Raw genomic sequence first — 14,161 nt, 5'->3', positions numbered from 1 at the left:
TGCACCCGCCGGGACGATTAGGATCGGGCCCTGATGACTGCCACTCTCGTCGCCAAGAACCTCGCCGCCGGCCACGGCGACCGCACCCTGTTCGCCGGGCTCGACCTCGTCGTCGCGCCCGGCGACGTGATCGGCCTCGTCGGCGCCAACGGTGCCGGCAAGTCCACGCTGCTGCGGATGCTCGCCGGGCTCCTCAAGCCCGAGGAGGGCGAACTCCGCCTGTCCCCGCCGACCGCGAGCGTCGGCCATCTGCCCCAGGAGCCCGAGCGCCGGACCGGCGAGACCGTACGGGAGTTCCTGGCCCGCCGCACGGGCGTCGCGGAGGCCCAGCGGGTGATGGACGAGGCCACGCAGGCGCTCGTCGAGGGTGCGCCCGGTTCGGACGACGCGTACGCGACGAGTCTGGAGACCTGGCTCGCACTGGGCGGGGCCGACCTCGACGAGCGCGCCGAGGAGGTCGCCGGCACGCTCGGCCTCACGGTGGGCCTCGACCAGCCGATGACCTCGCTGTCCGGCGGACAGGCGGCCCGCGCCGGACTCGCCTCCCTGCTGCTCTCCCGTTACGACGTGTTCCTGCTGGACGAGCCGACCAATGACCTCGACCTGGACGGCCTGGAGCGCCTGGAGCGCTTCGTCTCGGGGCTGCGCGCGGGCACGGTGGTCGTCAGCCACGACCGCGAGTTCCTCACCCGCACGGTCACCAAGGTCCTCGAACTCGACCTCGCCCAGCAGCAGATCACCCTCTACGGCGGCGGTTACGAGGCCTACCTGGAGGAGCGGGACGTGGCGCGCCGGCACGCCCGCGAGGACTTCGAGGAGTATGCCGACAAGCGGGCCGCGCTGGAGGGGCGGGCCCAGATGCAGCGCTCCTGGATGGACAAGGGCGTCAAGAACGCCCGGCGCAAGGCGGGCAACGACAACGACAAGCTCGGCCGCAAGTTCCGCAGCGAGGCCAGCGAGAAGCAGGCTTCGAAGGCGCGGCAGACCCAGCGCATGATCGAGCGCCTGGACACGGTGGAGGAGCCGCGCAAGGAGTGGGAGCTGCGGATGGAGATCGCCGCCGCCCCGCGCTCGGGGGCGGTCGTCGCCACACTGCGCGACGCGGAGGTGAGCCGCGGCGGCTTCACCCTCGGTCCGGCCACGCTCCAGATCGACTGGGCGGACCGGGTCGCCGTCACCGGCGCCAACGGCGCGGGCAAGTCGACCCTGCTGGGCGCCCTGCTCGGCCGGGTGCCGCTCTCGGCCGGACACGCCACGCTCGGCTCGGGCGTCGTCGTCGGCGAGGTCGACCAGGCGCGCAAGCTGTTCCTCGGCCCGGAGACACTGCTCGACGCTTTCGCCGCGGCCGTCCCCGACACCGAGCCCGCCGAAGTCCGCACGCTGCTGGCCAAGTTCGGTCTGAAGGCGGAGCATGTGCTGCGCCCGGCCGCGACGCTCTCACCGGGTGAGCGCACCCGCTCGGCGCTCGCCCTGCTCCAGGGCAGGGGCGTCAACCTCCTCGTGCTCGACGAGCCGACGAACCACCTCGACCTGCCGGCCATCGAGCAACTGGAGTCGGCTCTCGACACGTATGAGGGCACGCTGCTCCTCGTCACGCACGACCGCCGGATGCTGGACGCGGTCCGCACCACCCGCCGTCTGGAGGTGGCCGCGGGCAGGGTGACGGAGCACTGACCGGCCCCAGACGGCCACGATGGGGGAGGGCCTAGCCCTCCAGCCGGGCGGAACCCCAGACGGCCTGCCCCGTGTAGGCCCCGCTCGTGCTGCCGCTGACGTGCTTGGCGACCAGCCGGAGGTGCCCGACCCCGGTGACGTTCAGCTCGATGTGTGCCGAGCGCTTCATCGTGGTCCTGTGCACCTCCCCGAGTTTCCTGTCGTCCGCGTACACCTCGAAATCCATCACCGCGTCGGTCCGGGACGTGCTTTTCGGGCCGACGTCCGCGATGAATTTCTTCCACTGCCCCTGCAGGTCGTAGACGACATAAACACTGCTGAGTGTTCTCCCGGGGCCGATGTCCTTCCAAATGGACGACGTGTAGGTAGTGAGGGCGACTGTGGCGGTCCCGTCGTAGACGTTTCTCTCCACGGGGTTCAGGTCGTCGGCCAGATGTGCGACCCGCGGCCCGAGGTCCGCTTCGTCGAGCGGTTCGCCGGGCCCGGTCTCCCGACCATTCCCGTCGTCGCCGGGGCCGTCGCCGTCCGATCCTCCGTCGCCCGATCCCTCGTCCGGGGTGTCCTCCGGGGAGGAGGCCGACTCCTCCGGCCGCACGGTCGGTGACGGGGCCTCGCGCGACTCCTCGGGAATTGCCGAGGCGCTCACGGAGGGCCGGGCGCTGTCGTCGGAGCCTTCGGAGTCGTCGCTGCTCGCGAACAGGAATCCCACGACGGCGAGGACGATTGCGACGACCGCCGCCAGGATTCCGTCCTTGGAGATCCGGTCCTTGGAATTCCCCGCGGTCATGTTCCGCCCCCGAAATGAATGACGCCGCACAGCTTGAGGTCCGGACAGGCTACCGGGGCACAAGGTCCCGGTGTGGGGCATTTCGCCGATCGGGGTGAGGGGAGAAGCCGGGTCCCGTGCGTCCCCGCCACGCGGCGCTGCGCGCGCCTCGGCAACGAACCCCGCGCCCGGCGGAGTCCGCAGACCGGAACACCGCCGACCTTTCCCGGACCGGCCGTCGACCGGGGACCGACCCGCCGTGCGACCGCCACCGACAGGGCTGTGCGACCGGCCACCGGGCGACCGGAACGGGGATCGGCCGTGAGTCCGGCCGTCGACCGGGCCGTGCGACCGCCGCAGGCCCGCCGCCCGAGCGGACGGGAACGGCCGCCCGACCGGACGGAGCACGGCCGCATCGCCGGTGCCCATCCGTCACGCGGCGCGAACCGGGGTTCGTGCCGCGTGACGACCCGCGCTCCGGCGGTCAGCGCCCGCCCGTCACCGCTTGCCCTTCTTCGGGTCGACCAGCCCCGCGCGCCGCAACGCGTCGGCCATCGCGCTGTTGCCCGGTGCCGGCGCCTGGCGCGTGCTGCCGCCCCCACCCCCGCCGCTGTTGCCGCCCGTGCCGCCGCGGGGCTGGCGCTGCTGGCCGCGCTGCTGAGGGGGCCGGCCGCCGCCCCGCTGCGGGCGTCCGCCGCCGCCCTGCTCGGCCGGGGCGGCCGCCTCGTCGTCCAGCCGCAGCGTCAGCGAGATCCGCTTGCGCGGGATGTCGACGTCCATCACCTTGACCTTGACGATGTCCCCGGACTTCACGACGTCCCGCGGGTCCTTGACGAACGTCCTGGACATCGCGGAGACGTGCACCAGGCCGTCCTGGTGCACACCGACGTCCACGAAGGCGCCGAACGCGGCCACGTTCGTGACGACGCCTTCGAGCACCATCCCGGGGGCCAGGTCGGCGATCTTCTCCACGCCGTCCTTGAAGGTGGCCGTCCTGAAGGCGGGACGCGGGTCGCGCCCCGGCTTCTCCAGCTCCTTGAGGATGTCGGTCACCGTCGGCAGGCCGAAGGTGTCGTCGACGAACTCGTCGGCCCTCAGCCCGCGCAGCACGCCCGTGTTGCCGATCAGCGAGGCGACCTCGCCGCCGGCGCTCTTCACCATGCGCCGCACCACCGGGTAGGCCTCGGGGTGCACGCTCGACGCGTCCAGCGGGTCGTCGCCGCCGCGGATCCGCAGGAAGCCCGCGCACTGCTCGTACGCCTTCGGGCCGAGCCGGGGCACCTTCTTCAGGGCCGTACGGGACACGAACGGGCCGTTCGCGTCACGGTGCGCCACGATGTTCTCGGCGAGGCCCGAGGTGATTCCGGAGACCCGGGAGAGCAGCGGCGCGGACGCCGTGTTGACGTCCACGCCCACGCCGTTGACGCAGTCCTCCACGACGGCGTCGAGCGAGCGCGAGAGCTTCACCTCGGACAGGTCGTGCTGGTACTGGCCGACGCCGATCGACTTGGGGTCGATCTTCACCAGCTCGGCGAGCGGGTCCTGGAGGCGGCGCGCGATGGAGACGGCGCCGCGCAGCGACACGTCCATGTCGGGCAGCTCCTGGGACGCGAACGCCGACGCCGAGTACACGGACGCGCCCGCCTCGGACACCATCACCTTGGTGAGCGAGAGCTCGGGGTGTCGCGTGATGAGGTCGCCGGCGAGCTTGTCCGTCTCGCGGGACGCCGTGCCGTTGCCGATCGCGATCAGGTCGACGCTGTGCTCCCGGGCGAGCCGGGCGAGCTTCGCGACGGACTCGTCCCACCTGTTGGCCGGGACGTGCGGGTGGATCACGTCGGTGGCGACGACCTTGCCCGTCGCGTCGACCACGGCCACCTTCACACCCGTACGGAAGCCGGGGTCGAGGCCGAGGGTCGCCCGCGTGCCCGCCGGGGCGGCGAGCAGCAGGTCGCGCAGGTTCGTCGCGAAGACGTTCACCGCCTCGTCCTCGGCGGCGGTGCGCAGCCTGAGGCGCACGTCGATGCCGAGGTGCACGAGGATGCGGGTGCGCCAGGCCCAACGGGCGGTCTCCGTGAGCCACTTGTCGCCCGGGCGGCCGCGGTCCGCGATCCCGAAGCGGTGGGCGACGATCCCCTCGTACGACGAAGGCCCCTCGGTGGGCTCCTCCGGCTCCAGGACGAGGTCGAGGACGTCCTCCTTCTCGCCGCGCAGCATGGCGAGCACGCGGTGCGAGGGCAGCTCCTTGAAGGGCTCGGAGAAGTCGAAGTAGTCGGCGAACTTGGCGCCCTCCTCCTCCTTGCCCGCGCGCACCTTCGCGGCCAGCCGGCCGCGCACCCACATGCGCTCGCGCAGTTCGCCGATCAGGTCGGCGTCCTCCGAGAACCGCTCGGTGAGGATCGCGCGGGCACCGTCCAGCGCGGCCTGCGGGTCGGCGACACCCTTGTCCGCGTCGACGAAGGCCGTGGCAGCCGCGAGCGGGTCCACGGACGGGTCGCCGAGCAGTCCGTCGGCGAGGGGCTCCAGACCCGCCTCGCGGGCGATCTGCGCCTTGGTGCGCCGCTTCGGCTTGAAGGGCAGGTAGATGTCCTCCAGCCGCGCCTTGGTCTCGGCGCCGCGGATCCGCGCGGCCAGCTCGTCGGTCAGCCTGCCCTGCTCGCGCACCGAGTCGAGGATCGCGGAGCGCCGGTCCTCCAGCTCGCGCAGGTACCGCAACCGCTCCTCGAGCGTGCGCAGCTGCGCGTCGTCGAGCATCTCGGTCGCTTCCTTGCGGTAGCGGGCGATGAAGGGGACGGTCGAGCCCCCGTCGAGCAAGTCGACGGCAGCCTTCACCTGCCGCTCCCGTACGCCGAGTTCCTCGGCGATCCTGCCTTCGATGGACCCTACTTCGATGGACCCGGGTGTCGTCACGATCCCGTACCGCCTCTTCCACTGGGGTTGCGCGGCAATTGTGGCAGGTGGCGCCGACAACGGGGGATCAGGTCGGCCCCCGGACACGCGAGGAGCCGGCACGCCCGCGGCGTGTCCGGCTCCTTCGACTTCGTGACTGTGGTGCCCGGCGGTGCCCAGGGGGACCGGCCGGGCGGCCGACCGGGGGGTCAGGCCCTCCGGGTCCGCCCCGTGCGCCGCGTCGAGTCCGACGCGCCGCCGAACAGCCGGGCCAGGGCCCGGAACGGCAGGGTCACCACCGTGGCGATCGCTCCGCCGATCTGTCGCAACACATCCGCAATGGCACGGAACACGTAATTCCCCTTTCGTCTCCCGGTCGGTGCGTCCGGGACAGTCCGGGTACCTCGTTCCGAGCGTTCGAATCCTGTGCGCGGCGACCGGTTCAGTCCTTGCCGATCATTCCGTCCGGGAACGCTCCGGCGGCCAGCGCCGCCATGAGGAGGCCGGTGGCCAGTTCGGTGAGCCGTTCGACGCCGGCGGCGCCCAGGTGCTCGTACGGGGCCCTGTCGAGCCGGTCCGTGCGCAGTTCGATCTCCCTGCGCAGGGCGACGCCCTCCTCGGTCAACCCGCCGTCGGGGGCGAGCAGCCCGCGTTCGCGCAGGCGCAGGCTCGCCGCGTCCCAGTCCTCGCGGTGCCAGCCGCGCGTGGCGAGGACCCACTTCGGCGCCATGCCCTTTCCGGTCGCGGTGTGGCTCACCAGCGCCTCCAGCGGGTCGAGCTCCGCGCCCAGCAGCACGGCGAGGTGGCCGTCCCCCCGGTGCTCGCGCAGCAGCGTGGCCGCGTGCCACAGTGCGAGATGGGGCTCCTCGGGGACCGGCAGGTCCGCGTGCGCGGCGTACAGCGGACGGGCCGTGCGGGTGCACGCCTCGGCGGCCCGCAGCGCGAGCCCCGCCGCCTCGGCGACCTCCGACGAGGCGATCACCTCGTCGCCGAGCAGCCGCCGCAGCGTGGTGTCCACGGCACGGGCGCGGGCGGCGAGGACGGCCTCGGGCGGGGCCGCGCGCCACACCTCGGGCACATGCCGTTCCACCAGCTCGTGGTTGAAGTTGTAGAACGTCGCCGTCACCGTGCCCGCGCCCACGGCGCCCATGGCCGCCGCACGCACCGCGAAGTACGCGGCGCGTGCGTCCGGGACCCCGGCCGCGGCCATTTCCCTGCCGAGGTCGGGCGAGAAGTAGTGCGTCGAATGCAGCGGGTTGAGGACGTTGTGACATCGGCGTCCGGCGCGCTCCGGCAGTGCTGTCGTCATGCCCCGCACGTTACCGACTGGTCGGTACGTACGGAATGGCGGGGGCGTGTCCGAACGCGGCGCCGTTCCCGCGCATGGCGGGAAAGGAGGGTTTCTCGTCGTTGCGGCCACCCCGGGACCCGCGAAGAATCGAGGGCATGGCGCACAGAACCGTCCTCGTCGTCCTCTTCGACGGCGTCCAGAGCCTGGACGTCACGGGTCCCGTGGAGGTCTTCGCGGGGGCCGACGCGCACCTCGGCGACCGCGGAGGGGCCTACCGAGTCCGCACCGCGTCCCTGGACGGCGCGCCGGTGCGCACGTCCAGCGGGCTGACACTCGTCCCGGACCAGGCCCTGGCCGACGCCCCGGCCCCGCACACGCTGCTCGTGCCGGGCGGCCGGGGCACCCGGCGGCCCGATCCGCGGCTGACCGACTGGCTGCGCGGGCACGCCCCGCGCGCCGAGCGCCTCGTCTCGGTCTGCACGGGCGCGATCCTGCTCGCCGGGGCGGGCCTGCTGGACGGCCGCCGCGCGACGACGCACTGGGCCCACTGCGCCAGGCTCGCCCGCGAGTACCCGGCCGTCGAGGTCGACCCCGACCCCGTCTACGTACGCGACGGCCACGTGGCCACCTCGGCCGGCGTCACCGCCGGGATCGACCTCGCCCTCGCGCTCGTCGAGGAGGACCACGGCCGGGACACCGCGCTCACCGTCGCGCGCCATCTCGTGGTGTTCCTGCGGCGCCCCGGGAACCAGGCCCAGTTCAGCGCCCAGCTCGCGGCGCAGACCGCGAGCCGCGAGCCGCTGCGCGAGGTCCAGCAGTGGATCACCGAGCATCCGGGCGACGACCTGTGCGTCGAGGCGCTCGCCGCCCGGGCGCGGCTCTCGCCGCGCCACTTCGCCCGCGCGTTCCGGGCGGAGACGGGCACGACCCCGGGCCGTTACGTGGACGCCGTACGCCTCGAACACGCCCGGCGGCTCCTGGAGGACACCGCCGACGGTGTGGAACGGATCTCGCGTGCCAGCGGCTACGGCACCCCGGAGGCGATGCGCCGCGCCTTCGTCAAGGCGCTGGGCTCAGCCCCGGCGGAGTACCGGCGCCGCTTCCGTCCCACCACCGCGTGACCGGCCCGGCGCCCCTTCGGAGGGCCGCCGTCCGCGCACACCCCGTCCGACCGACCGAAAGGCCCCCGATGCAGATCGCCGTCGTACTCTTCGACCGTTTCACCGCCCTGGACGCGGTGGGCCCGTACGAGACACTCGGCCGCCTCCCGGGCGCGCGGACCGTCTTCGTGGCCGAGCACGCGGGTCCCGTCCGCACGGACACGGGGCACATGGCGATCGTCGCCGACCGAACCCTCGACGAGGTGCGCGACCCGGACATCGTCGTGGTCCCCGGCGGACCGGGCCAGACGCCGCAGATGGAGAACGCGGTACTCCTCGACTGGCTGCGCGCGGCCGACGCCACGAGCACTTGGACGACGTCCGTGTGCACGGGATCGCTGCTGCTCGCGGCGGCGGGGCTGCTGGAGGGCCGCCGCGCCACCTCGCACTGGCTCGCGCTCGACCATCTGAGGCGGTTCGGCGCGGAGCCGACGGGGGAGCGGGTGGTGACCGACGGCAAGTACGTCACCGCGGCCGGTGTGTCGTCCGGCATCGACATGGGCCTCACCCTGCTCGGCAGGATCGCCGGGGACGAACACGCCCAGTCCGTACAGCTGCTGACGGAGTACGACCCGCAGCCGCCCTACGACGCGGGCTCCCCGCTGAAGGCGCCGGCCCACCTCGTCGAGGAGTTCCGCTCGAAGAGCCGCTTCACCCCGCGGTAGGCGGGGCCGGGTGCCACGGACCCGCCGGAGGAGGGGACGCGGGCACGGCCGCCGAAGGGGCGGACGGGGCCGTCCAGGTGAAGTGCGGCCGCCGGCGCTCCAGGAACGCGGCGACCCCTTCCGCGGTGTCCCCGCCGGCCCGCGCCTGCTCCGCCCAGTACGCGTCCCGGTCGGTCCGCCCGTCGGCGAACTCCTTCGCCGCCGCCTGCGTCAACCGGGAGCGCGAGACGAGGGTCCGGGTGAACTCGGCCACCCGCTTGTCGAGTTCGCCGCCCGGCAGCACCTCGTCCACCAGCCCGCTGCGCAGCGCCCGCTCCGCGTCGATCAACTCGCCCGAGAAAAGCAGGTACTTGGCGGTGGCGGGCCCCACGAGGGACACGAGACGCCGGGTGGACGAGGAGGGGTAGACGATCCCGAGCCTGGCCGGGGTCACCCCGAACGACGCGCCCTCGTCCGCGAACCGCAGGTCGCAGGCCGCCGCGAGCTGGCACCCGCCGCCGACGCAGTGCCCGCGCACCACCGCCAGGGTCGGCCCGGGGAACGCCGCGAGCGCGTCCTCGGCCCGCACGGCGAGGTCCTGCGCCAGTTCGGAGGAGCCCCGGAGCGAGGAGATGTCGGCCCCGGCGCAGAACGTGCCGCCCTCCCCGGTGAGCACGAGTACCCGTACGGCGGGGTCGGCGGCCAGCGCGGCCAGCAGGGGCGGCAGCGACCGCCACATGTCCGCCGTCATGGCGTTCCGTTTGGCGGGGTGGTTGACGACGACGGTGGCCACCCCGTCGGCGACGCTGTGCGACACATGCGGCTCCATGCGCCGGATGCTATCCGCCGTCCGCACCGCGCGACCGGGCAGGAGCGCAGCGCCGGGTGCACCCTGCGGGAGGGCCTCCGCTGCCCCGGCCGGCGCACCGGCCGCCCGTCGGCCCCGAGGCGCCACGGACCCGCGCGGTGCCGCGGACCCGCGCGGTGCCGCGGGGCGCCGCGTCACGACGGGTCGGGTGCGTCCTGCCGGACCGGGGCGTCGGACGCCGGGTGGTCCGGACCGCCCGCCGGGGCGGCGGCGCGCAGCGCCGCTTCGACCCGGCGGTTGCTGGTCATGGACGCCGTGACGGCCGTCATCGCGAGGAGGAGGCCGGCGGCGGCGTAGAGCGGGGTGCGGATGCCGTGGGCGGTGGCCAGCCAGCCGCCGAGGAAGGCGCCGACGGGGGCGGCGCACATCGCCAGCATGCGGGAGGTGGAGGCGACCCGGCCCATGAGGTGGGCCGGGACGATCGTCTGCCGGAGGGAGGGGCCGAGCACCATCGTGGCGCCCATGCCCGCCCCGCAGACGGCGAGCGCCAGTCCGGCCGTGTACGGGTCGGAGGAGGCGGCCAGGCCCAGGATGGCGAGCCCTTCGACAGCGGCGGTGCAGGTCAGCGCGGTGCCGGTGCCGAGCCGTCGGCCGAGGAAGGAGGCGATGCCAGCCCCGAGCAGGCCGCCGGTGGCCTCCGCCGTGAGGAGCAGTCCGAAGCCGTAGGTGTCGATGCCGAGGCGGTCGTGCGCGAACAGGGCGAGGACGGTCTCGACGGCGAGGAAGGCCACGTTCCCGACCGCCGGGCGGAGCGCGAGCCCGAGCAGCAACCGGTTCCGGAAGACGTACGCGGCCCCGGACCGCGCCTGCCGGAGCAGCGACTCGCGGACCTCCGGCACGGGCCGGGGTGTCGCGGGCAGCGTCCGTACGAGCAGTGCGGAGAGCGCGAACGACACGGCGTCGGCGAGCAGCGGGACCGCCCGCCCGAGTGCGAGCAGCGCGCTTCCCGCGGGCGGTCCCGCGAAGCCGGACATGGCGGTCTGGGCGCCGCGCAGGCGGGAGTTGGCGCGCTCCAGGAGCGCGGGATCGCGGCGCAGCAGATCCGGCAGGTAGGCCGCGGCGGCCGTGTCGAAGAAGAGTCCGCCGAGGCCGAGCAGGAAGGCGACGGCCGCGAGCAGGGGAATGCTCAGCACGTCGAGCACGGCCGCCGCCGCCGGTATCGCGAGCAGCGCCGCACGCGCCGTGTCCGCGACCCACATCGTGCGCCGGCGGTCCCAGCGGTCCACCAGCGCACCGCCGAGCACCCCGAAGAGCAGCCACGGCAGCGTCCCGGCGGCCGTGACGACGGCGAGCGCCATCGGGTCCCGCGTCAACGTCAGCGCGAGCAGCGGCAGCGCGGCATGCGTCACCCCGTCGCCGAGCGAGGACACCGTCTGAGCGGTCCACAGCCGTCCGAATCCGGTCGGCAACTCACGTACGGCTGAGGTCACTTGGCGTCCCCCTCGGTCCGCGGGCGCGCTGCCGGACGGAACAGCGCGAAGACGAGCGACACGTCCGGCAGAGCCGGGTCGGACAACGCGCGGTACTCGTCCGCCAGGGCCTCCAGTCGTGCCCCGAGCTCCGCGAACTGCTCGCCGGTGAGCCGCAGATGGGCCATCCGCACGTGCCGCTCGCCGTCGGCCGGCGACGCCTCCAGGTCCGCGACCGCGTGCCGCATCAGCACGTCGGGTCCGCCCACGCCCGGATCGGGCAGTTCGATCGACCGCGCGGCCATCGCGTAGTACCGCTCGGTGACCCCGCGGACCTTCCGCGTGCGCACCACCTTCACCAGGCCGGCCCGCTCCAGCAGCCGTACGTGGTAGCTGGAGCTCCCCTTCGCCAGACCCAGCCGCTCGGCGATCTGCGTGATCGTCGCGGGCTCGAAGCGGAGCACGGCCATGATCCGGTGGCGCGTGAGGTTGGAGACGGCGCGCAACTGTTCGTCGGTGGTGACGTGGAAGGTCTCGGGAACATCGTCGGCAGGCATGGGAGCAATGGTCAACGATTCTTGACCATTGGGCAAGGGGGGCGCCGCGCGAAGTTTCGGGAACCTCTTCTCCGGTGCGCAGCGCATGAGTTGGCGCCTGTCGCCGCCCCGTTGGTCGCCGCCCCGCTGGTCGTCGGACCGGCTCGTGTGCGGGGACCGGTCCGGGGCCGGTCGGGGGCCGGTCGGGGCGGCACCCGTCGCGTCCGGGCGCTCGTGCCCGTGCGCGGGGCGGGCCCGTTCGGTCACGGCACATCGTCCGGCTCGTCTCGGATCAAACACGTACAACCCGAATAGTTCCGGATGCGCCAGGCGCCGCACAGGCTCTGTCGTTCTGACGACTTTTTCGGTCGTGACTGATCAGGAATCGCCGATACTGGCTGACTTCTGTTCAGTTATCCGGTGCGGGCCGGTGAGTTACCAACACTCGACGTGTGGTGACAATCGAGCGCAAGGGTGGCGACCGGACGATGGACGACCACGGGCGGGGGCCCGCCCCACGCCCTGAGGACGTCGGGGCGGCGCTTCCCGAGGCGAGACCGCCCGGCCCACTGCCGTACGAGGGAGTCTGGCGGTTCACCGCCCCCGCCGTCGACGCCTCGGTGCCGCAGGCCCGGCACGCAGTCCGTGACCTGCTGGCCCGCCAGGGCGTACCCGTCTCGGACGACACGGTCCAGGGGCTGCTGCTGATCGTCTCCGAACTCGCCACGAACGCCGTCCGGCACGCGGCGGTGCTCTCCCCGATGCTCGCCGTGGAGGTCGCCGTCGGAGCCGAGTGGGTGCGGGTCTCCGTCGAGGACAACCACCCCTACCGGCCGACCGCCCTGGAGGCGGACCACGGCCAGACCGGCGGCCGGGGCCTGCTGCTGGTCCGCGAGGTCACCAGGGAGGCGGGCGGTGTCTGCGACGTCGAGCACACCGCGAGCGGCGGCAAGGTGATCTGGTCCGCCCTGCCGCTCAAGTCCGTACTCCTCTGAAGGCGCGGAAGTCCGCTCCCCGCCCACCGCGAGGCGCGGCCCACCGCGCGACCGGCCCGGGCCGGCCCGCGGTTCCACGCCGCCGCGCGGCGGTCGTCACCAGCCCGCGGCCGGGCCCGTCAGTTCCCTGATCGCCGGCCGCGAGGCGTCCAGCACGGTCATGAACCACGCCGAGAACGGGTCCTTCGCGTGCCGCTCCGCCAGTTCGGCCGCGGTCACGAACGCCGTCGTGCCGACCTCCTCGGGATCGGGCCGCGGTGTCGACTGCACCATGCCGACGAAGAGGTGGTTGAACTCCTGCTCCACGAGGCCCGACTCCGGGTCCGGGTGGTTGTAGCGCACGGTGCCCGCCTCGGCGAGCAGCGAAGGTGAGACCCCCAGCTCCTCATGGGTCCGCCGGGCGGCCGCGGCGAAGGGGGCCTCTCCCGGGTACGGGTGGCCGCAGCACGTGTTGGACCAGACGCCCGGGGAGTGGTACTTGCCGAGTGCCCGCTGCTGGAGGAGCAGCCGGCCGCGCTCGTCGAAGAGGAACACCGAGAAGGCCCGGTGGAGCTGCCCCGGGGGCTGGTGGGCGGTGAGCTTCTCAGCCGTGCCGATCGTGACGCCGTCCTCGTCGACCAATTCGAGCAAGATGGCTTCGGCGGTGCCGTTCGACGAGCTGTGCGTCGCGGTGGCAGGTGTGATCGGCATACCCATCCTTCGCATCGGTCTTCAAGCCTCAAGTCTGCCGTATGAGACAGGCACATCCGGCATCACGCGGAGTCCCGCATGTCCGGTTCCGTCGTGGGCGAACCGGACATCACGGCGTACGCGGGCAGGATGCGGCGCGGGCTCGGACACCTGATCGTGCCCGCCGGGATCACCGCACGAACGTTCGAGGTCAGACGGGTCCGGGGCCCGCCCGGCCCCGCCCGGTCACAGGGAGTGGTGCAGCCGCCAGCCCTGCCAGGCGGACTCGACCATCTCGCGCATCCCGCGCCGAGCGGTCCAGCCCAGCTCCTCGGCGGCCCGTGCCGCCGAGGCCACCGCGCGCGGGGCGTCGCCGGGGCGGCGCGGCTCCACGAGCGCGGCCCGTGCGTCGCCGGTGACCTCGCCGACGAGGGTCACGAGTTCGCGTACGGAAACACCCTCGCCGCGTCCGATGTTCACCGTCAGATCGCCCCGCGCGCCCGGCGACGCCAGCCGCCCGGCAGCCGCGAGGTGCGCCTCGGCGAGGTCGGCGACGTGGATGTAGTCGCGTACGCAGGTGCCGTCCGGCGTCGGATAGTCGTCGCCGAAGATCCGCGGGGCCTCGTCGCGGGTGAGTCGGTCGAAGACCATCGGGACCACGTTGAAGACACCGGTGTCGGCCAGTTCGGGCGCGGCGGCGCCCGCCACGTTGAAGTAGCGCAGGCACACGGTCGAGATGCCGTGCGCGCGGCCCGCCGCCCGCACCAGCCACTCACCGGCGAGCTTCGTCTCGCCGTAGGGGCTCATCGGCGCGCACGGGGTGTCCTCCGTGATGAGGTCCACATCCGGATTGCCGTAGACCGCCGCGGACGAGGAGAAGAGGAAGCGCTCGACGCCGGCCCCGGCCACCGCCTCCAGGAGCGTCGCCAGGCCGCCGAGGTTCTCCTGGTAGTAACGGGTGGGCTGGGCCACGGACTCGCCGACCTGCTTGCGCGCCGCCAGGTGCACCACACCCGTCACCGCGTGCTCGGCGAACACCCGCTTCAGCAGCTCCCCGTCCAGCGAGGAGCCCCGGACCAGGGGAATGCCGTCGGGCAGCCGCGAGGGAACCCCGGCCGACAGGTCGTCGAGCGCCACGACGCGCTCCCCGGCCCCGGCCATGGTCCGCGCCACATGGGCTCCGATGTATCCAGCTCCGCCTGTGATCAGCCATGTCATGGGCGCCCACCCTATGCCGGACGGCCCGGTCCGTATCGGCGC

At 73.4% G+C, this 14,161-nt stretch carries 13 protein-coding genes; 4 read left to right on the top strand and 9 right to left on the bottom strand.

Annotated elements, in window-relative coordinates:
• The first annotated feature begins 33 nt into the window (after positions 1-33).
• Positions 34-1,674: an ABC-F family ATP-binding cassette domain-containing protein gene (locus IE265_RS04000; protein WP_190033900.1), complete on the top strand. Its 1,641-nt coding sequence runs from the start codon at positions 34-36 to the stop codon at positions 1,672-1,674.
• 31 nt (positions 1,675-1,705) lie between these two features.
• Here the strand turns inward: IE265_RS04000 and IE265_RS03995 are convergent, their stop codons facing one another.
• The 4 genes from IE265_RS03995 to IE265_RS03985 form a co-directional block, all read right to left on the bottom strand.
• The gene (locus tag IE265_RS03995) at positions 1,706-2,461 is read right to left on the bottom strand and encodes an NPCBM/NEW2 domain-containing protein (protein WP_190033899.1); all 756 of its coding nucleotides are present in this window, start codon (positions 2,459-2,461) and stop codon (positions 1,706-1,708) included.
• A gap of 477 nt (positions 2,462-2,938) precedes the next feature.
• The gene (locus IE265_RS03990) at positions 2,939-5,350 is read right to left on the bottom strand and encodes a Tex family protein (protein WP_190033898.1); all 2,412 of its coding nucleotides are present in this window, start codon (positions 5,348-5,350) and stop codon (positions 2,939-2,941) included.
• A 188-nt stretch (positions 5,351-5,538) separates the two neighbouring features.
• Positions 5,539-5,682, bottom strand: a complete 144-nt coding sequence (locus tag IE265_RS38925; protein ID WP_268255779.1) for an LPFR motif small protein — start codon at positions 5,680-5,682, stop codon at positions 5,539-5,541.
• Between the two features lie 89 nt (positions 5,683-5,771).
• Positions 5,772-6,638 carry an SCO6745 family protein gene (locus tag IE265_RS03985; RefSeq protein ID WP_190033897.1) on the bottom strand — a complete coding sequence of 289 codons (867 nt, stop codon included), beginning with the start codon at positions 6,636-6,638 and terminating at the stop codon, positions 5,772-5,774.
• Between the two features lie 137 nt (positions 6,639-6,775).
• Here IE265_RS03985 and IE265_RS03980 point away from each other — a divergent pair, with 137 nt between their 5' ends.
• Positions 6,776-7,741 carry a GlxA family transcriptional regulator gene (locus IE265_RS03980; protein ID WP_190033896.1) on the top strand — a complete coding sequence of 322 codons (966 nt, stop codon included), beginning with the start codon at positions 6,776-6,778 and terminating at the stop codon, positions 7,739-7,741.
• Between the two features lie 68 nt (positions 7,742-7,809).
• The gene (locus IE265_RS03975; RefSeq protein WP_190033895.1) at positions 7,810-8,445 is read left to right on the top strand and encodes a DJ-1/PfpI family protein; all 636 of its coding nucleotides are present in this window, start codon (positions 7,810-7,812) and stop codon (positions 8,443-8,445) included.
• Here the strand turns inward: IE265_RS03975 and IE265_RS03970 are convergent.
• From IE265_RS03970 to IE265_RS03960, 3 genes are all read right to left on the bottom strand, one after another.
• Entirely contained in the window at positions 8,432-9,253 is an 822-nt protein-coding gene (locus IE265_RS03970; RefSeq protein WP_190033894.1) for an enoyl-CoA hydratase/isomerase family protein, read from the bottom strand. The two genes, IE265_RS03975 and IE265_RS03970, sit on opposite strands and share 14 nt — an antisense overlap.
• 173 nt (positions 9,254-9,426) lie before the next feature.
• On the bottom strand, positions 9,427-10,722 hold the full coding sequence (locus IE265_RS03965) for an MFS transporter (RefSeq protein ID WP_190033893.1): 1,296 nt from the start codon (positions 10,720-10,722) through the stop codon (positions 9,427-9,429).
• Entirely contained in the window at positions 10,719-11,258 is a 540-nt protein-coding gene (locus IE265_RS03960) for an ArsR/SmtB family transcription factor (RefSeq protein ID WP_190033892.1), read from the bottom strand. Before IE265_RS03960 ends, IE265_RS03965 begins: the two co-directional genes overlap by 4 nt.
• 467 nt (positions 11,259-11,725) lie before the next feature.
• Here IE265_RS03960 and IE265_RS03955 point away from each other — a divergent pair, with 467 nt between their 5' ends.
• The gene (locus IE265_RS03955) at positions 11,726-12,232 is read left to right on the top strand and encodes an ATP-binding protein (protein WP_190034090.1); all 507 of its coding nucleotides are present in this window, start codon (positions 11,726-11,728) and stop codon (positions 12,230-12,232) included.
• 96 nt (positions 12,233-12,328) lie between these two features.
• On the opposite strand, the gene idi is transcribed toward IE265_RS03955, so the two are convergent.
• A complete protein-coding gene (idi, locus tag IE265_RS03950) occupies positions 12,329-12,922 on the bottom strand; it encodes an isopentenyl-diphosphate Delta-isomerase (RefSeq protein ID WP_190033891.1) in 594 nt (197 codons plus the stop codon).
• Between the two features lie 225 nt (positions 12,923-13,147).
• Positions 13,148-14,119 (bottom strand): UDP-glucose 4-epimerase GalE, encoded by a 972-nt coding sequence (gene galE, locus IE265_RS03945; RefSeq protein ID WP_190033890.1) that lies wholly within the window; start codon positions 14,117-14,119, stop codon positions 13,148-13,150.
• Positions 14,120-14,161: the final 42 nt, after the last annotated feature.

Source organism: Streptomyces fructofermentans (assembly GCF_014651055.1).
Lineage (GTDB): Bacteria > Actinomycetota > Actinomycetes > Streptomycetales > Streptomycetaceae > Streptomyces > Streptomyces fructofermentans.
The sequence above is the reverse complement of the archived record's forward strand: the minus strand, read 5'-3'. Positions and strand labels throughout refer to the sequence as shown.